Below are 22,360 nucleotides of genomic sequence, written 5' to 3' on the forward strand. Positions count from 1 at the left end.
CTTGGCGTTTTGGCGGTTCATTATTCATACCCATTTTATGCAATACTGAGATGACTGAGATATTTCCGAAATTGGCTTAATTCTAGTTGTATTCCTTATTAGAAAGCGAGATTTATATTTAACCTCTATACTCACTATCTGCCTTTTAAGACAGATTTGAGTATACCTTTTGATAGGTTGGCTAGATCCCCGACTTTTTAAAAAAGTCGGGGATCTGACCCTACTGTTAAACATCAAAAACTCGGTATTTATGATCGGGTTTTTGATGTGTAGTGAATTTACCAATTTATTTTTACTAAAATATGACTAAGTTTGATAAATTTAACTTACAAAAAATCATTATTCTTGGATTAATTGTAATTGGTGGTGTTGCAGTATTTGGCAATCGCACTGCGTTATCGAATTATTCTAATAATCAACTAGAATTGCCAAAACAAAAGTGGAATCAGCAGGCAGTAAAACATTATCGTTTGCTTCTGAAATATTCTCATTTTAATTGTCAGCAAGATTTGGAAATTAAAGATGAGAAAATAGTCACAGTTAGACAAAATACTTGTGAAACAATACCTGGAAAAACGGTTACTGATTTATTTGGAAAAATAGAATCTTTAGCAGATGGTAAAGAATGCGGTCCAAATGGTTGTGGATGTGACGGACCTTTAGGTGTAAACGCGATTTACGATGCCAAATTTGGATATCCGCGTCACATGGAAATCAAATTACAACCAGAAAAGCGTTGGCAGTATTTCGAGTATTGGCAAGGCTTTGTTACACAGAATTATTGTACTTTGATTGGCTTCAATAACCAAAAGATTACTGTTGTTATGAATCCTATTCAATAAATTGTGAAGGGACAGGTTGAGATACTTGCAACAAAATTTAGGAATCATATCAAATCTGTTGGCGAATAATACCAATATTACTGACAGTGTTTGCCTTAAAAGACACAAACCTCAGTAAAGACTTACTGAGGCTATAGAGGATTGGTTAAATAGATCCGACAACTAGGAAATGATTAAAAGGCAAAATTTGAAGTTAGAACAACAGAAAATGTCTTAACGACCATAGTAGTAGTAGTCATCATCACGATCGCGACGGTAGTAGTAGTCATCATCATAGCGATCGCGGCGATAATAGCCATCACGGCCACGACGGTAGTAGTCGTCGTTATAATCTTCGTTGTTTATTTGAATTTGCTCTTGGTAGCTGCGAGTTTCCGAAGTTTGCACATTAGTACCACCATTGATAGCAGCACCATTTTGATAAGTTGTTTGCTCATTGTATTGTTCTTGGTCGCCAGCAAAAGCAGCAACCGGAGCAATAAGAATTGTAGCAGCTACTAGACTAAAGGCTAAGGGTTTGTTCAGCATATTTTCAGACCTCATCAGTCGTATGTTGCTGGAATTAAAGATGTCGTTGCAAACTAAGGAATTATTTGGCGGATACCCAAAGATTCAACAACATCTCATGCCTTAATTAAATAGTAGCTATTTTGGGAAAATGTTGGAGAAAAATCACCAATTGTTAACAGATAAAAACGCTTGCACAGGTGCGATCGCATGTTTTCAAGCGCAGAGAACGCAAAGGAAAACTTCTTGTCTAAGCAAATAAGATACAAGGGTGTCCTGTCCTCCTTGTCCCCCTTGTCTGTCTATACTAAAAATGAATCCACCCTTTCTCTGTGTCGATGAATAGCAACGCAAACGTCAAAAAAATCTTGATAGCGTTGCAAATCCTCGCAACTTCCTCATTAGTAAAATTCTTTTTAAAAATTACCTTAATATATAGATAGGGTTTCTATAAATAGTTGCATAGTTATCTTTTCATGCCCTCGGTGTCTTTTATTACATAACCGTCTGGCTTCAAACAAGAAAGCTCTCACTTGAAACGAGAAAATTGTGGTTTTGAGCTTGAATGTTGTTGGTTGAAACTAGAAACTTGTCGTTTGAAGCTTGGATGTTGTTGGTTGAAACGAGAAAATTGTGGTTTTGAGCTTGAATGTTGTTAATTGAAACTAAAAACTTGTCGTTTGAAGCTTGGATGTTGTTGGTTGAAACGAGAAAATTGTGGTTTTGAGCTTGAATGTTCTTAGTTTAAACGAGAACATTATCGATTAACTCTTCAAAATCAGCGATCGCAACACTCTTGAGAACCCCGACTTTTTGGAAGATGCAGCTGGCGAATGGTGGGTCTGACCCCTCGTTCACCCACAAATTGGTTTGTACCAGACGCGCCACCTCTCGTCTGGTACATCTATTGGGATAACGAAAAATTGTTCAATGAGGGGTGACACCCCTGATTCGCCAGCTGTATCTTTGGAAAAGTCGGGGATCTATTTCAGGGAATCTACTTCACACTCTTAAACCACTCGACAATTCCATCAGCTACAGCTTTTGCTAATTTCTTCTGTTCTTTCTCATCCGTCACCCATTCAAATTCATCGGGGTTACTCATAAAACCCAACTCTAATAATATTGATGGCGCACTCGCTGGACGCGTCAGCGCTAAGTTATCCCAAAACACACCGTAGGAAGGCCGTTTTCTGGCTTTAACTAAATAATTCTGCATAAATATTGCTAAGTCGTGCGCTTGGGGATGATACCAAAAAGTTGCTACCCCCTTGGTGTTTTCGGCGTCGCCATCGTCGGGAAGAGAGTTGTAATGGATGGAAATAGAGATTGCTGGTTCTTCTCTATCTATGATTGCTTGGCGATCGCTAAGTGAAACTTCTTTGTCATCTTCTCGTGTCATCACCACTGTCGCGCCTCGCTTGATCAATTCATCCCGCACTAATTTTGATACTGTTAAATTCACATCTTTTTCTAAGTAGCCATTTGGTCCTCTTGCACCAGGTTCTTTGCCACCGTGTCCTGGATCTAGTAATATCTTGATTCCTGATAAAGGCTTTTGTTTGCTATTGCGAATGGGAGAGTGACGTAGACTCAATACCAAGCTTGTACCTTCGTATCTCAGCTTGTATCCCCACTGTTGACTTTTTTTGAGGTTGAAGGTGTATTGTAACTGTTCTGGCTTCACCTGCTGCCAATCTAGGCGAGAAATTAGGGGGTTATCGTCCAAGCGAATAATATCAGTTTGAGCAGTGGTATTGTAGAGAGTGAGAGTAAAAGTTTTATCTCCTTGTTGTACGCTCACCGGGACGGGAACTTGCAGAGGAAAAACCATCTCTGTCATGTTAGGCAGCGGACGATAACCAACACTACGAATGATTGAGTGGGGAGGAACAGCCCCTGGTATAATAGTGGTTTCCTTACTATTGATCCAACCGCCATAGTCCAAGCGCAACCATTCTCCTTCCCTAGCTGTGACTGCTGCACGTGTACTTTTGGGTAGCGGCGTTAGTCGAGAATAATCTGTACTCGGGCCAGTACGAGTAACACCAGCATCGGCTGTGACTTCTACTACTGGCAATTTTGCTGGTGAGAGGATAGTGATTTTTCCTGTTCCTTCCTGATTTATCGTTTTGCCATTAAGTGTCAGTTGAAACTGAGGTTTACCCAAATCTACTTCGTTGGTGTTGTCTGAAACTGTAGTACATCCCTCGTATTTGCTAGCACTACGGTTAACAGAAGGTTGATTTCGTCCTGTCAGTGCTGCCAAATTGCTTGGTAGTTGTGCTTGTTGGGGTTGGGGCGAGAGGGAAATTGTTTGATTACCTAGTTTTACAGAGACACTGGCGTTGGGAGTGGCGATCGCACTAAAACAAATTAGTTCCCCTGGAAGTCTAGCAATGTCAACTGCTGGAGTCAAAGAATCTTTGGCAAAGGCTAAACCCTGTGGTATTTCCGGTTGGGTAGCTAGCCTTGTTACCTGAATCTGAATTGTTTGTTTTTGGTAGTTGAAATTAAAAGTATTTTCTCCCACCTGTAAAGGTAAACTAGGGGCAAAATGGCCAGACTGACTGCGCCTGATTGCTTTACCATTGATTAAAACCTGTCCGGAAGCGGGGGCTGTACCAAGGAAAAAAATACGATCAGCACTAGTTTCGTGATTTGGGGGAGGATAAACAACCCGCAAATAGGGATATGGCTGTTGTGCCGAGACAACTACGGAGGAAGCGACTATAAAGCCTAATATTAAAAATCCTAAAAGTGATTTCACGCCAAAATACATTAAGATTCACAACAACTACTGTGGCAAAATGACCAAGAAAGAAGGCAGAAGGATGATGCAGTTGTCAGTTATCAGTGAACAGTTATCAATTGGTAACTGATAACTGATAACTGATAACTGTTCACTGATTTTCTCCTTCAAAAGTTACTAAAATTTCTAGAGTTATGACTAAGTTTGTGTTTGTTACCGGCGGTGTAGTTTCCAGTATCGGCAAGGGCATTGTAGCAGCAAGCCTGGGACGTTTGCTCAAATCTCGGAATTATTCGGTATCGATCCTCAAGCTCGATCCATACATTAATGTTGATCCAGGAACGATGAGTCCTTTTCAACATGGAGAAGTGTTTGTTACCCAAGATGGTGCGGAAACAGACTTGGACTTAGGGCATTACGAACGCTTTACTGATACCTCCATGTCGCGTCTCAACAGTGTAACTACTGGCTCTATCTACCAAGCAGTAATTAATCGGGAGCGTCGTGGGGATTACAATGGCGGCACTGTGCAGGTAATTCCCCATATTACTAATGAAATCAAAGAAAGAATTGAGAGAGTTGCAAAAGACACAAATCCTGATGTAGTAATTACAGAAATTGGCGGAACGGTAGGGGATATAGAATCACTACCGTTTTTAGAAGCAATTCGTCAGTTTCGCAAGGATGTAGGACGGCAAAACGTGTTATACATGCACGTAACCTTGGTTCCCTGGATTGCTTCGGCGGGTGAAATGAAAACTAAACCCACACAGCACTCTGTCAAAGAACTGCGTTCGATAGGTATCCAACCAGATATTTTAATTTGTCGATGCGATCGCCCCTTACCAACCGGATTAAAACACAAATTATCCGAGTTTTGCGATGTTCCCGTAGCCTGTGTAATTACAGCGATCGATGCTAAGAGCATTTATGAAGTACCGCTAATTTTAGAACGGGAAGGACTAGCACAGCAAACACTGGAGTTGCTAAATATGGAGCAACATCAACCAGATTTAACTCAGTGGCAAACTCTAGTAGAAAGACTCTACAGTCCTAAACATCGCATCGAAATTGCCATTGTTGGTAAGTACGTACAATTAAGCGATGCCTATCTTTCCGTGGTAGAGGCGTTGCGTCATGCAGCGATTGCCATGAGTGGCGACTTGCGTCTGCGGTGGGTAAACTCAGAAAAACTAGAAGTTGATGGAGCCGAGAATCACTTAGCTAGTGTTGATGGTGTAATTGTACCCGGAGGTTTTGGTGTGCGTGGAGTTGATGGTAAAATTGAAGCTATCAAATATGCTCGCATTCATCAAATTCCCTTCCTGGGTTTATGCTTAGGAATGCAATGTTCTGTGATTGAATGGGCAAGAAATATTGCGGCATTTACGGATGCTCATAGTGCTGAATTTGAACCTCATACAGAAAATCCAGTTATTAACCTGTTGCCAGAACAGCAAGACGTGGTAGATTTGGGCGGGACAATGCGCTTAGGCTTGTATCCTTGCCGCGTTTTGCCGAATACCTTAGCATTTAGTCTTTATCAAGACGAAGTGATTTACGAAAGACATCGCCATCGTTACGAATTCAATAACGCTTACCGCAACCTGTTTTTAGAATCTGGTTATGTGATTAGTGGCACTTCTCCCGATGGACGTTTAGTAGAAATGATAGAATTGCCCAAGCATCCTTTCTTTCTGGCTTGCCAATTTCATCCGGAGTTTCAATCTCGCCCCAGTGCGCCCCATCCTCTATTTAAAGGCTTTATCGAAGCTGCGATCGCTCATTCTCAATCCTACGAAGGCAGACAAACACCTGTTTCAGTTTCCTAAATTTCTTTACAATCAGTCGTTATTTTCCAGAGAATTCACGCAAAACTTTCTGGCAGATGAAGATTTATACTCTCCTAAGAGGGTGCTGTACAGCAATATGCTCCTGATATATTCCCCATGTAAGGAGACTTTGTGGCGTACTGGGTAAAAATTAGTTACGAGAGGAAAGAATATGTGGTCAATTTTGAACGCGTAAGTGCCTTTTGTTATGAGCAAAACGGTAGGGTAACATTTTGGCTACCTGATTGTGCTATCCCGATAGTGATCAATCCTCAAAGTAACCAGCAAGACTACCAAAAAATTTTAGAGTATATTCAATACGTCACCGAAGCAGAGTTAGAAAATAGCTACTGGGTAAAAATCTACTACGAGAGAAACGAGTATGTAATTAACCTCAACTGTATCAGTTCTTTTTGTTATGAACCGCCGAATGGCAGAATCACATTTTGGCTACCAGACGGCATTATTCCAATTATTATTAATCCAGTCAGTAACCCAGAATCTTACGAGAAAGTTGTGAACCACATTCAAAAGACAACTGGGCATTTTTTGCAATGAATTAAGGCAGAGGGCAGGAGGCAGAGGGCAGGAGGGAAGAAAGTTTATAATGTCCAATGCCACTGGCTTTCAAGCTCCTAAATTCATTGAACAAAGAAGGAAATATGTATTTCCAGACGTTGGCGCAAGAAATACTGCGTCCGTCAAACTTACCCCTAAATGCGTCTTATACAATTTCACAAAATTCTTGATACAAATTGTCCCCCCTGTCTTCCTTGTCCCCCTTGTCCTCCTTGTCCCCCTTGTGCCCCCAGTCGCCAAATGTATCAGACTCATAGTGAAACGGTATTATGGGGGTGTTTCCTTCTGCTTTCTGCCCTCTGCCACGGCGTTCCTTGAACGCGAACCGCAGCTTTGCAAAGAGCGCCTCCTCTGCCTTCTGCCTTCTGCCTTCTTAAGAGTGCAATCTTTTCTCCAACCAACCTATACCCAAATCAGCAACTAAAGCAATGATTGCCGCCGGAATCGCACCTGCTAAGATTAATTGATTATTGACTGTACTGATGCCGCGAAAAATCAACTCACCCAAACCACCCGCACCGATAGCAGCAGCAATAGTGGCAACACCTATACTGATTACCATTGCTACTCGCACCCCAGCTAAAATTACTCCCATCGCCAAAGGAATCTCTACCTGTAACAGCAGCTGTCTATCTGTCATTCCCATACCGCGCCCTGCTTCTCGAATCGCTGGATCGGCGCCAGTAATTCCAGTGTAAGTATTGCGAATTATTGGTAGCAAAGAATATAAAGCCAAGGCAAAAATAGCAGGATTAGCACCAATCCCACCAATAAACGGTACAGGGATGAGTAAGCCAAATAACGCCAAGCTGGGAATAGTTTGGAAAATATTGGCAACACCCAAAATCGGTTGACGCAGAGATTTTTGCCGGGTGATTAATATCCCTAGTGGAATACCGATCGCGATCGCAATGCTAATAGCGATCGCCACTAATAACAAGTGTTCTAAAGTGCGTTCCCAGATTTCCGGCGCATATTTGATAAAAAAAAAGTCATTAAAGTTCATAAGACTGGTTTCAGACATTGCAAAAAAGCAAGGGCTTCTGGGTGTTGGGAACGCATAAACTCTGCTGGCGTTTCCAACACTACCAATTCTCCCCCATGCATTAAACCAATTCTCGATGCCAAAACAAACGCTTCCTGAATATCGTGAGTCACAAAAACAACCGTCTTACCTAATTCCTGTTGTAAGCGTTTAAACTCTTGTTGCAATTCCAGCCGTGTAATCGGATCGAGGGCGCCAAAAGGTTCATCCATCAACAACACTGGCGGATCGGCTGCTAATGCCCTCGCCACACCAATTCGTTGTCTTTGCCCACCTGAGAGTTCGTGGGGATATCTGTGAGCAAATTTTTCTGGTTCTAAACCCACCAACTGCAACAGTTCAGAAACACGCCTTTTGATTTGTTTGGGCTTCCAACCTTCCAAAGAGGGAACTAAACCCACATTACGCTCAACAGTAAAATGGGGAAATAAACCAGTTTCTTGAATTACATAACCAATCTTGCGCCGCAATTTAATTTCATCCCACTGGGTTGTGGGAATGCCATTAAACAACACTTCCCCTTGAGTGGGTGTAAACAGGCGGTTGATTAGTTTCATCGTCGTAGTTTTACCGCTACCACTACGTCCGAGTAATACCAGTGCTTCTCCTTGAGAAATGCTGAAATTCAAATTTGATACTAGGGGGCGCTGGTTACGGCTAAATGTAACATTACGAAATTCAACAGCAATCTCCTGGGACATGGGTGGGTTTTAATGGAAGTTGATTTTGATTCAGTAACCCCAAAATAAGTAATTGAGTTATGAGTTTGAAATCGAAAAAACTAACTCATAACTCAACACTCATAAATTAGAGCTTGATCTATGCCATTTGATTCTCAATCGCCCACCGTGCTAACTCAGTACGATTATGAAGATTGGTTTTGCCCAACATGTTGGACACATGGCTTTCAACTGTACGCTGACTAACATTTAGTTCTTCAGCAATTTCGCGGTTAGCTAAACCCCTGGCAACAAACTGGACAACTTTCAGTTCGGTTGGGGTTAACTGCACGTCAAAGGGAACTTGAATACGGGAACCGTTGTCTCCTCCTTTGGCTTGGTGTTCTTTCCAACGAATGGTTTGCTTGAGAGACGATTCTACTTGCGCCACCAACTCTTCTGGTTCAAAGGGCTTGACCATGTATACATCAGCACCTTTATTCAGTCCTTTAACCCGGTCTGCGCTTTGTCCTTTTGCTGATAGAAATAGAACAGGAATCCAACTAGTGCGTTCGTTTTGCCGGACTTGTTCAACAAAAGTATATCCGTCCATTTCCGGCATCATCACGTCGCAGATGATCATATCTGGAACATCCTGCTCTAAAATTTCCAAAGCTTCTCGACCATTTTCTGCGGTGATGACTTCATATCCCCGGAATTCCAAGTAATCCTTCACCAGCAAGATGAGGTTAGGGTCATCATCAATGAGTAGAAGTCGTTTGTATTCTTTCATGCTGGGTTCTTTCATAGCAGTGGCACTTGTCGCGCGTAGATCCATAGGGGCCTTGTATAGCGATCCTTTTTGGTGGATGATTGTGATGTTGTGCTTTTTCCCACTTAACTTGCCTTTGTTGAGTAAATGTTTCAAAATTGAAAATTACTTTCCCTGAAACTACTCAATCAATGGCAAAAGTCCAGTAAGGATACGTAGAGCAGTAGTATTTATAATGCGTTATTATATATCGCTTTGAAAGGAGCGGGCAAAAAACTTCAGCAGAATAATAATCCTTATAGATTACCAAACTTCGCTAGTTCTAAGATGCTCCTGGTAAACAGTTAACCCGCACTTGTGTAACTCACCGCTTCACCATATCCCTTGGATGTTAAGCTTCTGTTGCGCTGCTCTTCAGTAACCACAGAGGTTTCTGACAGAGGATGAACTAAAAAAGCATATTCTTCCACAATCTTATTTTCGATTAAATGTTCCTGGATAATCCGCTCGATAACTTCCGGGGTTGCTTGGCGATACCAGACACCATCCGGGTAAACCACTATTATCGGCCCAGAGCAACAAACTCGCAAGCAATTAGCTTTGGTTCTGAATATGCAACTAGGTCGCTCTTGTTGAGGCACATCTAACCTTAATTCCTTCAGGCGTTTTTTTAAATACTCCCACGCTTCCAGACTTGCTTGTTTTGAACAACACTTAGGCAATGTCTGATCAGCACAGATAAAAACATGTCGCTGAATTTTTTTTAGTCCTAAAGTTTCTATAGAGTAATTTAGGGCTTTATTTTCTGGTGGTGGAGTTGCCTTCTCTATTTTGTGGCTGGACTGGATCACTATTTTGTTACCCATCGCGCGCTTTCTGATTTCTGTTCTATAACAATTTCTAAACTTTGCAAATAAAGTTGACCATATATAACTATTCGTTACTGAAATTGGGAATCAGGGAACTCACCGGTCCCCACTCCTACGGTTGTGGGGACCGGTGAGTTCCCCAATCCCCAATCCCAAAAGTTCGGGAACCCGTACAAACCCAAATATTGCCATTGCATCCAGTCGTTCGCTAAATTAGCACTCAGGAGTTGAGAGTGCTAACTCTGGAGAAATTCGTATGGCAGCTGTATCTCTTAGCGTTTCTACTGTAAAACCTTTAGGCGATCGCGTGTTTGTAAAAGTGAGCGCCTCTGAAGAAAAGACCGCTGGTGGTCTATACTTACCCGACACCGCCAAAGAAAAGCCCCAAGTTGGCGAAGTTGTTGCGGTTGGTGAAGGCAAAATCAAAGATGATGGTTCTCGTCAGCCAATGGATGTCAAAGTAGGGGATAAAGTTCTCTACTCTAAATATGCTGGTACTGATATCAAGCTAGGAACCGACGAATACGTATTGCTTTCTGAGAAAGACATTTTAGCAATTGTTTCTTAGTCATTGGTCATTGGTCATTGGTCACTGGTTTATTACAAATGACAAATGACAAATAACGAATGACAAATAACAAATGGCAAAGGACAACTAAGAAATTATGGCAAAGCGCATTATCTACAACGAAAACGCTCGTCGCGCCTTAGAAAGAGGCATGGATATCCTGGCTGAGGCTGTGGCTGTTACCCTCGGTCCCAAAGGTCGTAACGTAGTACTAGAGAAAAAATTTGGCGCACCCCAAATCATCAATGACGGTGTGACCATTGCTAAAGAAATTGAATTAGAAGACCATGTTGAAAACACAGGCGTTTCTTTGATCCGCCAAGCTGCTTCCAAAACCAACGATGCTGCTGGTGACGGAACCACCACTGCTACTGTTTTGGCACACGCAATGGTTAAAGAAGGCTTGCGGAACGTTGCGGCTGGTGCAAATGCCATTCAGTTGAAGCGTGGTATTGATAAAGCTACCAACTTCTTAGTAGAAAAAATTAAAGAACACGCTCGTCCTGTTGAAGATTCCAAAGCGATCGCTCAAGTTGGTGCAATCTCTGCTGGTAACGACGAAGAAGTCGGTCAGATGATTGCTGAAGCAATGGACAAAGTAGGTAAGGAAGGCGTAATTTCCCTAGAAGAAGGGAAATCTATGACCACCGAATTGGAAATCACCGAAGGGATGCGCTTTGACAAAGGCTACATCTCTCCCTACTTCGCCACCGATCCTGAGCGGATGGAAGCAGTATTTGACGATCCTTACTTACTGCTGACCGATAAGAAAATAGCTTTGGTACAAGATTTAGTACCTGTTCTTGAGCAAGTGGCACGTCAAGGCAAACCCTTAGTAATTATTGCCGAAGATATTGAAAAAGAAGCTTTGGCAACCTTGGTTGTTAACCGCCTGCGGGGTGTGCTGAACGTAGCTGCTGTGAAAGCTCCTGGATTTGGCGATCGCCGCAAAGCAATGCTGGAAGACATCGCCATCCTCACTGGTGGTCAGTTAATTACCGAGGATGCGGGTTTAAAGCTAGAAAATACCAAGCTGGATAGTTTAGGTAGAGCTCGTCGCATCACTATCACCAAGGACAACACCACTATTGTTGCTGAAGGTAACGAACAAGCCGTAAAAGCTCGTTGCGAACAGATTCGTCGTCAAATGGACGAAACTGAATCTTCCTATGACAAAGAGAAATTGCAAGAGCGTCTGGCTAAGTTGTCTGGTGGTGTAGCAGTAGTTAAAGTTGGTGCTGCTACCGAAACCGAAATGAAAGACAAGAAACTACGCCTTGAAGACGCGATCAACGCTACCAAAGCTGCGGTAGAAGAAGGTATCGTTCCTGGCGGTGGTACAACTCTAGCTCACCTCAGCCCTCAGTTAGAAGAGTGGGCAAATAGTAACCTCAAAGATGAAGAGTTGACTGGTGCGCTGATTGTCGCTCGCGCCTTGGCTGCTCCCCTCAAACGGATTGCTGAAAACGCTGGTCAGAATGGTGCTGTCATTGCTGAACGCGTCAAAGAGAAAGAATTCAACGTTGGCTTTAACGCAGCCACCAACGAGTTCGTCGATCTGTTTGCTGCTGGTATCGTTGATCCTGCCAAAGTAACCCGTTCTGCCCTACAAAACGCAGCTTCCATCGCTGGTATGGTGTTGACCACAGAGTGTATCGTTGTTGACAAGCCAGAACCTAAGGATAACGCACCAGCAGGTGCTGGCGCTGGTATGGGCGGCGACTTCGATTACTAAAATATTGCAAAGGGTGAGTAAGATACTCACCTCTATAAAAAAGCAGTCACTTCCCAGAGGAAATGGCTGCTTTTTTATGTGAACCGTATTGTTTTATGAACAGTCCTTTCCCAGGGTTTGACATTTTGTCTTTTGATAATTTAGTATTTATGTACTATTAGATATAACCACAAATATCAATGCAGCGATTGAACAATTATTATGAACTGCGTACACCAGATATATGAAACAAATCTGACAACTTCGTGCCTCCAACTACGATATTTGAACTCCGCCCACAAGGAGCGCAATAATTTATCTTTGTTCTGTATTTGATTGGTTAGCAGCATGAAATTGATCAATCAATGCTTGGATAATCATTTGCGGATCTTCCGTATCAACTCCCAATTGTTGAGCAATCATCTGGCGTAGATTTTCATCCTGCTGCATGATCACCAGTAATTCGTCTAAAGTTACGGTTTGGAATTCTCCTTCAGGGAGATTTCCTGAGTCATCAGGTGCTTGGAAAACTTGACTGGATGGAAAATTTTCTACATCAGTGTCTTCTGCTGAGCCAAAAGTTGCTATTTGAGCATCTGGGCCTTCATACTCCCATACAGGTTCTCCTTGATTGCGTGTCAGTAATTGCATCCCAATATCATGGGCAACATCTCCCACTTCTCCAACTTCCAATTCCCCTAGTTGTATCATCCGAGCGGCTAATTCGTTATTAGGAGTTGGTGATGCCAGCAGTTTTTCACCAAAGCCATGCAACCACTCTATCCAACGTTCTGTTGGGACGCGATGCTCAATATTATGTAGCCACTTCAGCGCCCATTGTTGTCCTCTAGCTTGATGTACTCCTTCTAACAGTTCAGTGAACAAAAATTCTAAATCTGTGTCAGTTAGAGGTGGAGGTGGTTCTTTGGGATGATTACCCGCAAATGTTGTTGGCGCTTTTTGGTTGCCCAACAAGCGTTGAAAAAACCTTTTTAGCCATAAAATGAGCCGTTTGAGCATCTCTGGCACCCCCCCGAGTTTTGTTTACCCTAAGATTGTAGCGATGTCTACGGCTAGTCGCTACGCGTTTGAATGGGGAAGTGGGGAGGTGGGGAGATGGGGAGATGGGGAGTGTGGATTGGAAAAATGATTAATATTCTAATTATCGTTCCCGGTTCCCCGTTTCCCATTCTTGAAAATTCCCCTCTTTAGCTAAAATGATTGAATCCCAAACTCGACTGGGTGCGACTCACAAACCAGAAAAGGCATTGCCATCCATGTCTTACGAACCCCTGCACCATAAGTACCGCCCAAAGAGTTTTGCTGAACTGGTGGGACAAGAAGCGATCGCTACCACCCTCACTAATGCTATCCGGGCATCCAAAATCGCACCAGCCTATTTATTCACAGGCCCAAGAGGCACAGGCAAAACCTCCAGCGCCCGCATTTTAGCTAAATCAATCAATTGTCTTAAAAGTGACAAACCCACAGCTGAACCTTGTGGTGTGTGTGATGTTTGTCAAGGAATCACCAAAGGCTACTCCTTGGATGTAATTGAAATTGACGCAGCCAGCAACACAGGCGTAGACAACATTAGAGAGATTATCGAAAGAGCGCAATTTGCCCCTGTTCAGTGTCGTTATAAAGTGTATGTGGTCGATGAATGCCATATGCTCAGTACGGCAGCGTTCAATGCACTACTAAAAACTCTAGAAGAACCACCTAAACACGTAGTCTTTGTCCTGGCAACAACTGACCCCCAAAGAGTACTACCTACAATTATTTCCCGGTGTCAACGGTTCGATTTTCGCCGCATACCTCTAGAAGCAATGGTGCAGCATTTGAGTACTATTGCTACAAAAGAAAACATTAATATCAATCCTGAAGCAATTACACTTGTAGCTCAAATTGCTCAGGGGGGATTGCGGGATGCCGAAAGTTTACTTGACCAATTAAGTTTATTATCAGGGGAAGTCACGCCAGACCAAGTGTGGGATTTGGTGGGTTCAGTCAGCGAACGCGACTTACTCACACTTTTAGGGGCGATCGCAACAGACAACCCTGAAGCTGTTCTTGATTGTACTCGTCAAATCCTAGATCGTGGTCGAGAACCTCTGATTATTCTCCAAAATCTTGCCGCTTTATACCGCGATTTACTCATAGCTAAAACTGCACCCAGTCGTCAAAACTTAGTTGCTTGCACTCCCCAAACTTGGCAAGCACTGGTTAGTTTTGCTCAACAGTTAGATATCAGCACAATTTTACAAGGACAACAACACCTGAGAACTGCTGAATTACAACTAAAAAATACCACCCAACCCCGTTTGTGGTTAGAAGTCACCTTGCTGGGATTGTTACCTTCAGCAACTATTCGCACTCAGCCATTAACAACAAATCGTGTAACACCCGCAGTATCACCAACCCCTTCTATCCCACCTTCCCCAGTTTCTAACGGCAAAGTGACACAGGTACAACGTGACACGGGGAATCAAGAAGACACAACGACACAGCAACACAGCAACAGCGAAAAATCTTCCCTCTCTCCCCCCACTCCCCCACCTTCTGAACAAGAGGAACTAAACTCTTCCACTCAAGAATCATTGGAAGCAACTTGGCAAAAAATAGTAGAATCTTTGCCTATACCTGCCAAAGCTTTATTAAACCAACACGGACGCTTATTAAGTATCGGCGATAGTGTCGCTGTTGTGGGTGTACCACCAAAGCTGATCAAACTTGCTCAAGGCAAATTAGCCGATGTGGAAGCCGCTTTTGTGAAGGTTTTTCAGCAAAAATATAAAGTGAGCTTGGTTGCCAACCAGGGAAAAACTGCACCTAGTAATGAAAAAAAAGATATTCCTAAAAATAATACTCCTCAAGCTCATCAGCCGCCTCCACCTAGTTACAATCAACAACCACCTGTAGTTGATAATCATCAACCAGTAAAACCAGTAATCACAAAAACAGAATCAGTAACAAATGCTGCTGTGGCGCATACTGTGTCTCCACCACAGCCTCAGATGCCACCAGCCAATTGGGAGAGTGATGAGGCTGCGATCGCAGCCCAACGTCTGGCACAATTTTTTGATGGTGAAATTATCCGCTTTGCAGATGATGTAATAGAAGTTACCGACTCTAGCACGACTTCTGAGTGGGAAAACGAAGTAGAAACAGATGATGAATTTTAAAAAGTGAAGGTAGTACGGAGTACACCAACGGTCGTTGTGTCGTTTCTGTTGTCGCCTTCGGGGTTAAACAGCACAAATGCCCCAGGGGTAATGCTCACATTATCACTTAGTTTCAAGCGGTAATACGCTTCTAAATGATAAGGAGTAGCCCGATCTACACCTGTTGGAGCAAGTTCAGCATCTCCATCAGCAGAAGTGCGATATAGTGGCTGTCCAAACAGAATGCCTGCGTTATTTCCCTGTTTGAACAAATCGTTGAAGTGAAGTCCCACCATCCAACTAGTGAAGGTAGTAGAAGCGTCAACATCACCTGAAGAATCATCTACGAATATTGCTGCACCGTAGCCAGATAAAGCAATTTTTGGGGAGAAACGCCAAGTGAGTGTGCCACCAACAGAATTAAGTTTGACAGGTGTTCCCAGTGAAACATTAGCCAAAGCACCAATATCACTACTAGTTAATCCTGTACCCAAGATATTGATTTCGTGATAACTATTGGCATAGTTGAGACCAATATCTATAGAACTAGTTGGTCTAAAGGTTAATTGTGCGGCTATAACGCTACTACCACCAAAAAAACCAGATCCTAAAGGTGTACCAGAAACTCCTGGTTGGATGTCTGGAGCATTTTGAGGAATGTTAGCATTAACGCTGCCGTATAAAGCTCTTAGGTCTAACTGGTCGGAAATATTAAAAATAAACCCTACAGCTGAGGCCAAACCAGAACCAGAAGTACCACCGGAGACACGTACTACAGGATTCAAATTGCCAAAGCGAGAAATTGACTCTTGTCCTTCACCATAGAAAGGTGTGATCGCAGGAAAAGCATCCGATGTTTCCGCCGCAGTCCCGGCAAACAAAGTTAATTTATCAGCCACCGGAAAGATGTAAAGCAATTTGTAAAGCTCAACATCATTAGCACTGACATCTGATAAAGTCTTAACATCAATACCAGGAAACTGAGGTTCAAAACTAGTACGAGCGCTACTGGCACTAAGTATAGGCGAAGCTAATCCCAAAGATTCTTGTAGGCTACCGCTACCATCCAAACCGCCCAAAAAGTTATGAGATTGCAAACCAGTAATTAGTAAGTCTTTACCTGTAAAACTGGTGTTGAGATTTAAGCGCACTCTATTTGTCAGGATGATATTAGGGTCATCTCTATCTGGAGAACCGCCTGTAGCACCAATCGCGGCAATAATTGCCTCGCCATTCAGTTTGGTAGTTGTGGAAAACTGATTTGCTTCCAGTTCTGCGGTGCGGGCTTCCAGCGCATCTACCCGACCCCGCAGTGTAGCCAATTCCGCAGCAAACTCTTCTTGCAATCTCTGCAAAGTGGCTAAATCTTCTTTTGTTACCAAATTAGTAGTCGCCGTAGCAATTAGTTCGCTGACTCGATCAAGACAGGCATTTAAGCCAGCAGCAAATTCATAGCGAGTCATCGGACGATTGCCGCGATATGTACCATTGGGATACCCAGCAATACAACCGTAGCGCTCAACCAAAGATTGTAATGCACCGAAAGCCCAGTCTGTTGGTTGCACATCAGATAGTTGCGATACAGATGTGACTTGTGCGATTTTGTCTGATGTTTGAGGTGAATTTGCAGATTGTGAGGAAGTTGGTAGTGAAGAATTAGCAGCTGAAGTTAGCTCTAAATTTTTGTCTTCTTGCTTCTGATTTAAAACAGATGAATTTTGTTCATCCTCACTAGCTATAATTATTTTGTTTGGAGAATTATTAGGTTTCACTCCGTCATTAATATTTATTTTTTCAGGGGTGTTACCAACGTGAGAAATTGCTATTTTTTCAGAATTATTTCGTACTTGCTTGTTATCTGCAATCTCAAAATTAGTCAGGGCTTGTACTGGTAACAATCCCATAATTAAATACAATAAACTTGCTCCACAAGCAGAGGCTAGCAGATATCTCGTCATGATAGCTCCTCACAAACTATATAGAAGATATGGAAAATTTGACTACGATAAACACCAATAGACAAGTTGATGTAAAGCGTATTTTGCAAAGAAATATTGCCAGTTTTACATTTTTTAACCCAGGAAATTATTTCACTGAGATTTACTAGGCTACTATGTGAATTGTTTCGTAAGTATTAAATTCTAGTAAATACTATTTTTATGATCAGTTAACACTATTTATGATTTATAGTTTTTATAGTTACCATATAATAATTAAAATAATAGAAACCTAGCTCATTAACCTAAGTTCGATAGATTTCATAAGCCCAAATCTCGTCCTGAAATAAATTTGGGACTGACAGCCTTCAATCCAGTATAACTGGGTTGACGGGGTGAGCAGGGCATAATTTTAAAAACTTTGTATTTAACTGGGATTCGGGTGTCTAAGTTGTGCAGGTTGCATTGAAAAGATGCGATCGCTTCTGGTGGGGGCACTGGGCAGATTTTTATAGCAAGGGTGGACGCACTGAGTCCACGTTCCCCAGTAGCTATGGCTTTAGAGAATGCCATAAATGTTTCAGCACACGGAAAAAGCTTATTTTGGTTGTACCAATAAAACTCTAGTTAGTGGTTTTAGTTGGCGGTTTGAATTCGGAATTTTAGATTTGCGATCAAATTTTTCTCAGACACAATACCTTTCCCTTAATAACGATAGTTATAAACTTTCTAAACTACCGTTTTCTTTGGATCTAAAACCAGATGTTAAATTTTCTTATATAAAGCAAGATTAGGAATATTCATTGCTGAACATTAAATTATGAGGTATTTACTATGAGATATTTTCTAGATAAGAGAAAGACTGCTATTGGTGATGAAATTGGCAGCAAAATCACTCATACCTATATTGAAATTGAGTTTCCTGTGGATGACGATTCTTCTTATGTCATCTATGTCATTCCCAGGAATCAAAATTCAGCTTTCGTTGCTACTTGCTGGGATCACACTTTTGATAAATTAGTTAGCAATCTAGATGAAGATACCTTTGAGATGATCGCTGAAACTTGGCCGACACTTGCAGCACTACTGTACAACGGAGTAAAACAGCTTTATAGGCAGGGTGCTTTGATCGTGCTTGAGGATCTTGACGATGGAGAGAATAAATGGTTCGTTGCCTCAATTGCTGGCAATATCTCTTTCAGTAGTTTTAAAGATTTGTTCAATGAACGAATGCAAGAAGTGACACAGTTGGTTTTAGCCAGAACCATCCAACTCTCCCGTGAATTGAACGAGAATCAACCGAATATGCTTAATGCAATCAGCAACGGTTTTATGAAAGGAGTTGGAACAGCCGTATTAGCTGGTGTAGCTTCCTTTTTAGGCATAGACCCAAGCGATGCTTGATCTTGAAACCATTCCCAGACAAGAGTTCTAATTATTTAATTGGACACATCAGGAGAATCTGGCTCAAACAGACAACAAATCCAAAACTGAAGGTTTTTAAACTATAGCTCTGGGAATTTTACCCAAGGAGTGAAATTGTTGTGTTATCTATATCTAAAATCAGGCAGTCATTAATATTTCCTGGTAGCGAGACACAGGGAAGACAGATAAAAATACCTCCAGAATTCCAAGACTCTCTTGAGGGTCCGATTTACACCGACAATAGTAATAGAATCTTCCTCCTTTCTGGGGAAGCACTATCAAATGATAAACAACCATCACAAACCTGGCTGCTTTACTTTTACGGTAATGCCATGTGTTTGAGTGACGCAAATTTTGATTTAAATTACTTCCGTCAGTTTGGTTTGAACGTCGTCATTCCTGAATACATCGGCTTTGGGATGAGTAGCGGAACTGCAAGCGAGTCAGGCTGCTACGAGACAGCCAGAGCAGCTTATCAATATCTTACTCAGACTAAAGGAGTTCAGCCTGACCAAATTATTGTAGCCGGATGGTCGCTGGGAGCAGCAGTAGCTACGTACCTGGCAAAAATTCAACCAGTAGCTGCTCTGATTCTATTGAGTGCTTTTACAAATATTCCTGATGAAGCAGTAGAAATTTTTCCTAATGTACTTAAGTGGTTGATTCCCAAATGGTTAATTGAATTGTTGATTCCTGAACGTTTTAACAACTTAAAGAGGATAGCTAAAGTCAAATGTCCTATTTTCATTAGTCATGGAACTGAGGACGAGATTGTCCCTTTTGCTATGGCAAAAGCTCTGAGAGCTAAGGCAAAAGCTAAGGGGATAGCTGTGAGTTTTTTGCCTATTCCGAGAGCTAAACACAATGAGTTTTTTGAGGTTGGAGGCGAGCAACTTCGGGAAGGTGTTACTAATTTCATTGCGAATTTACCTCATTCATACTAAGTGAGCAGCATGATAGTGGAAATTATTCGTACCGAAGCTATAGCCTTACAGAATCAGCAGGTAGATTATCTCTTAGTACCGAATGCGATTCTGTTACTTCTTCAAGATGGTACAGCCAGACTACTGAATTTGGATGGTGAATTCTACGCTATCTCTGCCACTGGCGCTTTGATTCTCAAAGAAACGCTCAAAGGAGGTTCGACAACAGCGGTAAATAGACTCGTAGCTGAATATGAGTTAGATACTACACAAGCCCTGAATGACGTTTTGGTATTTCTTCAAGGGTTGGAAAACAAAGGTGTCATTTACCATCCCAAAGACTCCTCGCCTCAAGTCAAAGGCATAAGATTTGATTTGTCATTACTTACTTTACCGTTGCTCTGGTTAATCGGCTCTTTGCCTGCATCCTTGCAGATTAGGACATGGTTAGCTTTAGCGCTAGCGTATTTCTCCATTCGACTATTTGGTTTGCCTGGGACAATAAAAGCTTGGCAAACTCCCAAGCGTCAAGCTTCGTTAATTGCTGACAACCAAGAGATGACTTTCTTGATGAAGTCAGTTGATTTAGCTGTTAGTGAGGCGACAGCCTGCCATCTCCTTAAAGTTGAATGTAAAGAACGCGCTCTCTGTAGCTGGTGGCTGGCTCGTTTCGCTGGAATTCCGGCTCAGATCAAGCTGGGTGTTTACCTCTTCCCGTTTGCGACTCACTGCTGGTGCGAAGTTAGTTCGGAAGTAATTGGAGACGATAAGGAAAGGTGCGAACACTTTACATCAGTACTTACTTACGAATGAACTGTTCACAGCGCCCAAGCTTTAGAGGTTACCCTCAGTCTATAAGACTGGGGCTATTGCATTCAATGCACGCCTGTGCGGGCTAACAAGAGTGCAGTTTGATGGCAAAATGATATGACTAATCAACTATTTTCTTAATATATTTGGCATGACCAGACACAGTATAAGGTGTCCAGGTGATCAACATATTAAATGGCTCCCCAAAAGTGTCCTGAAAAGCGTCTGGCAAATTCTTAAATCGACGCTTCACACGCCTAAAATACAGCTTAAAATTACTAAATTCGCTCCAATAATAACCCTGAGTTAGAGCCTTACCAGCAATTCGGCAGCAATTGCGAAATAGATCGTGAAATTCTTTGTCACGAACGGAATCCCAATATTTTTCCATTGTCTTTTCATTAAGATGATTAATCTCTATAATTTCGTCAGCTTCTCGACCGCATAAATCCACATCTTCTTCATAACACATGGTGTAACCATAAGGAGTTTCTGGTCTTTTGGGCCACTTGCTGATATAAGAACCATCCACAATTTCTATAGCAGCGTGACCAAATTCAAAAGTGGGAATAGCTACGGAACTGTGATTTTGTTGAGGTTTTCCTACTTTGGGTAACCAAATAACAGTCCTAATCATTTTCTACTTATTGATTAAATCACATCAATAAAATATTAGAAAAATAGGAGATTAAAATCTATAAATAGTAGTTGTAAACCGTAGTTTAGTGACAGTAAATGAGTTTTTATTTAAACTGAAATTAAGTAATTAAAACTAGAAAAAAAGATGATGGAAAATCAATCGCTGAATCAAACTAATTATCTTCATTCCTATCGGATACCGCAATTATTAATAGTTGGAAAAGCAATCCAGTTAATTAGTGGCGGCGGGGGACAACTCAGAGATGGTTACAACGGTTGGTGGATTTATCAAGCTTAGCTTCTAAACGATTGAAACTCTTGTTGAGGCGTTTAAAACCCTCGTTTAGTGACGGTAAATAAATTCTTCTTTAAGCTCAAAGGAAGTAAGTCAAATTAGGAGGAAAGATGATGAAGAATCAATCCCTGGAGAAAGCTAAAAATTCTATACCGTCCTACCGGACGCCCCAACTATTAGTTGCTGGGACAGCAGTCGAGTTAGTTCGTAACGACATTGGAGGACACCTCAAGGATGGCACTGGTGGCTGGTGGGTTTGGGGTTCCTAGTCCTCGTTGATTTTTCAATGACTGGAACTCTTGTTTATCTCTGATTTTAAGAGATGATATTTGGAAATAAACCACAGACAAGAGTTCCATTTATTCAATTGACAAACTCATTAATGACTCAGGAGGAACTCTAAATTATGTCATCACTCGACCCCGTTATCATCAAACGCAAAATCGTAGGAACATGGCAATTGCCAATTCATCACGAATATTCAGAGACAATTACTTTAATGGGATTTGGCTCAAAGTTTAGCTATACGTGTTCCGCTGCTGATGTAAGACAACGCTTTCGTCAACTGTTCACAGGCAGCGAAATTCGTGGAAACTGGCACATCCGTAATACGATTAAGGAAACCTCTGACTCTAAATCGTCTGTGGGAGGTTCTGTTACTAAGACTGTAGGAGGTTCTGTCAGAATATCCACTGGCTTTCTCACGGCTCCTTTTCTCAAAGAGCAACAAAATAGTTCTGCCAGATCTGAATTACTTGAAAGCGATCGCACAGGTCCATTTCTCTTCCTCAATTTTGACGAACTTACCCAGTCAATTCTCAATATACCGACTCCTCGTGGGAGAATTGAGCTAGGAAATTTGTTAAATAATCTGCGTCAAGTATTTGAAGAGGATTACTTCAAAATTGTTTCATTAACGGACAATGACACCAGGCTGCTCCTGAGAACAAAAACAGGAAATGAAGTAGTTTGGACTAAGTTTCAGGAAGACTTTGGTGGAGGGTAATTGATTATTCACAAAGGGGTGG

23 protein-coding genes are annotated in these 22,360 nt (G+C 41.9%); 12 read left to right on the forward strand and 11 right to left on the reverse strand.

Translation table 11 applies throughout. From position 1 onward, the window contains the following. Positions 1–302 precede the first annotated feature (302 nt). Complete coding sequence (locus UYI_RS0116030) at positions 303–842, forward strand: DUF6174 domain-containing protein (protein ID WP_016867658.1); 540 nt, start codon at positions 303–305, stop codon at positions 840–842. A 213-nt stretch (positions 843–1,055) separates the two neighbouring features. On the opposite strand, the gene UYI_RS0116035 is transcribed toward UYI_RS0116030, so the two are convergent. The 3 genes from UYI_RS0116035 to UYI_RS0116040 form a co-directional block, all read right to left on the reverse strand. Continuing rightward, complete coding sequence (locus tag UYI_RS0116035; protein ID WP_016867659.1) at positions 1,056–1,370, reverse strand: hypothetical protein; 315 nt, start codon at positions 1,368–1,370, stop codon at positions 1,056–1,058. A 723-nt stretch (positions 1,371–2,093) separates the two neighbouring features. Further along, positions 2,094–2,237, reverse strand: coding sequence for a hypothetical protein (locus tag UYI_RS36855; protein ID WP_157226350.1), 144 nt, complete (start codon positions 2,235–2,237; stop codon positions 2,094–2,096). Positions 2,238–2,346: 109 nt separating this feature from the next. Then, on the reverse strand, positions 2,347–4,131 hold the full coding sequence (locus UYI_RS0116040; RefSeq protein WP_016867660.1) for an N-acetylmuramoyl-L-alanine amidase: 1,785 nt from the start codon (positions 4,129–4,131) through the stop codon (positions 2,347–2,349). Between the two features lie 164 nt (positions 4,132–4,295). Between UYI_RS0116040 and UYI_RS0116045 the strand changes: the two genes are divergently transcribed. Continuing rightward, entirely contained in the window at positions 4,296–5,933 is a 1,638-nt protein-coding gene (locus UYI_RS0116045) for a CTP synthase (RefSeq protein WP_016867661.1), read from the forward strand. 132 nt (positions 5,934–6,065) lie between these two features. Further along, positions 6,066–6,491 (forward strand): hypothetical protein, encoded by a 426-nt coding sequence (locus tag UYI_RS0116050; RefSeq protein WP_026085985.1) that lies wholly within the window; start codon positions 6,066–6,068, stop codon positions 6,489–6,491. A gap of 394 nt (positions 6,492–6,885) precedes the next feature. Here the strand turns inward: UYI_RS0116050 and UYI_RS32760 are convergent, their stop codons facing one another. From UYI_RS32760 to UYI_RS0116070, 4 genes are all read right to left on the reverse strand, one after another. Further along, positions 6,886–7,518, reverse strand: coding sequence for an ABC transporter permease (locus tag UYI_RS32760; protein ID WP_016867663.1), 633 nt, complete (start codon positions 7,516–7,518; stop codon positions 6,886–6,888). After that, the gene (locus UYI_RS0116060; protein WP_016867664.1) at positions 7,515–8,258 is read right to left on the reverse strand and encodes an ATP-binding cassette domain-containing protein; all 744 of its coding nucleotides are present in this window, start codon (positions 8,256–8,258) and stop codon (positions 7,515–7,517) included. Before UYI_RS0116060 ends, UYI_RS32760 begins: the two co-directional genes overlap by 4 nt. Positions 8,259–8,376: 118 nt before the next feature. Further along, positions 8,377–9,054: a response regulator transcription factor gene (locus UYI_RS0116065; protein ID WP_009457500.1), complete on the reverse strand. Its 678-nt coding sequence runs from the start codon at positions 9,052–9,054 to the stop codon at positions 8,377–8,379. A gap of 278 nt (positions 9,055–9,332) precedes the next feature. After that, a complete protein-coding gene (locus tag UYI_RS0116070; protein WP_016867665.1) occupies positions 9,333–9,854 on the reverse strand; it encodes a (2Fe-2S) ferredoxin domain-containing protein in 522 nt (173 codons plus the stop codon). A gap of 259 nt (positions 9,855–10,113) precedes the next feature. On the opposite strand from UYI_RS0116070, the gene groES reads away from it, so the two are divergent. Both groES and groL read left to right on the forward strand, forming a co-directional pair. Beyond that, on the forward strand, positions 10,114–10,425 hold the full coding sequence (groES, locus tag UYI_RS0116075; protein WP_009457502.1) for a co-chaperone GroES: 312 nt from the start codon (positions 10,114–10,116) through the stop codon (positions 10,423–10,425). Positions 10,426–10,522: 97 nt separating this feature from the next. Then, positions 10,523–12,160 (forward strand): chaperonin GroEL, encoded by a 1,638-nt coding sequence (gene groL, locus UYI_RS0116080; RefSeq protein WP_016867666.1) that lies wholly within the window; start codon positions 10,523–10,525, stop codon positions 12,158–12,160. A gap of 294 nt (positions 12,161–12,454) precedes the next feature. Here the strand turns inward: groL and UYI_RS0116085 are convergent, their stop codons facing one another. Continuing rightward, complete coding sequence (locus UYI_RS0116085; protein WP_016867667.1) at positions 12,455–13,159, reverse strand: hypothetical protein; 705 nt, start codon at positions 13,157–13,159, stop codon at positions 12,455–12,457. 257 nt (positions 13,160–13,416) lie between these two features. Between UYI_RS0116085 and UYI_RS0116095 the strand changes: the two genes are divergently transcribed. Continuing rightward, positions 13,417–15,324 carry a DNA polymerase III subunit gamma/tau gene (locus UYI_RS0116095; RefSeq protein WP_026085986.1) on the forward strand — a complete coding sequence of 636 codons (1,908 nt, stop codon included), beginning with the start codon at positions 13,417–13,419 and terminating at the stop codon, positions 15,322–15,324. On the opposite strand, the gene UYI_RS0116100 is transcribed toward UYI_RS0116095, so the two are convergent. Both UYI_RS0116100 and UYI_RS0116105 read right to left on the reverse strand, forming a co-directional pair. Then, on the reverse strand, positions 15,321–17,261 hold the full coding sequence (locus tag UYI_RS0116100; RefSeq protein ID WP_016867670.1) for an iron uptake porin: 1,941 nt from the start codon (positions 17,259–17,261) through the stop codon (positions 15,321–15,323). The two genes, UYI_RS0116095 and UYI_RS0116100, sit on opposite strands and share 4 nt — an antisense overlap. A 300-nt stretch (positions 17,262–17,561) precedes the next feature. After that, positions 17,562–17,813: a hypothetical protein gene (locus tag UYI_RS0116105; protein ID WP_016867671.1), complete on the reverse strand. Its 252-nt coding sequence runs from the start codon at positions 17,811–17,813 to the stop codon at positions 17,562–17,564. A 261-nt stretch (positions 17,814–18,074) separates the two neighbouring features. Here UYI_RS0116105 and UYI_RS0116115 point away from each other — a divergent pair, with 261 nt between their 5' ends. From UYI_RS0116115 to UYI_RS0116125, 3 genes are all read left to right on the forward strand, one after another. After that, positions 18,075–18,644, forward strand: a complete 570-nt coding sequence (locus UYI_RS0116115) for a hypothetical protein (RefSeq protein ID WP_016867673.1) — start codon at positions 18,075–18,077, stop codon at positions 18,642–18,644. 140 nt (positions 18,645–18,784) lie between these two features. Then, complete coding sequence (locus tag UYI_RS0116120; RefSeq protein WP_016867674.1) at positions 18,785–19,609, forward strand: alpha/beta hydrolase; 825 nt, start codon at positions 18,785–18,787, stop codon at positions 19,607–19,609. Between the two features lie 9 nt (positions 19,610–19,618). Further along, positions 19,619–20,401: a lasso peptide biosynthesis B2 protein gene (locus UYI_RS0116125; RefSeq protein ID WP_016867675.1), complete on the forward strand. Its 783-nt coding sequence runs from the start codon at positions 19,619–19,621 to the stop codon at positions 20,399–20,401. Positions 20,402–20,519: 118 nt separating this feature from the next. On the opposite strand, the gene UYI_RS0116130 is transcribed toward UYI_RS0116125, so the two are convergent. Continuing rightward, on the reverse strand, positions 20,520–21,035 hold the full coding sequence (locus UYI_RS0116130) for a hypothetical protein (RefSeq protein ID WP_016867676.1): 516 nt from the start codon (positions 21,033–21,035) through the stop codon (positions 20,520–20,522). Positions 21,036–21,182: 147 nt separating this feature from the next. On the opposite strand from UYI_RS0116130, the gene UYI_RS36860 reads away from it, so the two are divergent. The 3 genes from UYI_RS36860 to UYI_RS0116145 all read left to right on the forward strand — a co-directional run bounded on the left by UYI_RS36860 (position 21,183) and on the right by UYI_RS0116145 (position 22,338). Next, complete coding sequence (locus UYI_RS36860) at positions 21,183–21,335, forward strand: hypothetical protein (protein ID WP_157226351.1); 153 nt, start codon at positions 21,183–21,185, stop codon at positions 21,333–21,335. Positions 21,336–21,442: 107 nt separating this feature from the next. Beyond that, positions 21,443–21,601, forward strand: coding sequence for a hypothetical protein (locus UYI_RS36865; protein WP_157226352.1), 159 nt, complete (start codon positions 21,443–21,445; stop codon positions 21,599–21,601). Between the two features lie 137 nt (positions 21,602–21,738). After that, positions 21,739–22,338, forward strand: coding sequence for a hypothetical protein (locus UYI_RS0116145; protein ID WP_016867679.1), 600 nt, complete (start codon positions 21,739–21,741; stop codon positions 22,336–22,338). The last annotated feature ends 22 nt before the right edge of the window (positions 22,339–22,360 follow it).

The sequence above is a fragment of the Fischerella muscicola PCC 7414 genome, from assembly GCF_000317205.1.
GTDB classification, from domain to species: domain Bacteria; phylum Cyanobacteriota; class Cyanobacteriia; order Cyanobacteriales; family Nostocaceae; genus Fischerella; species Fischerella muscicola.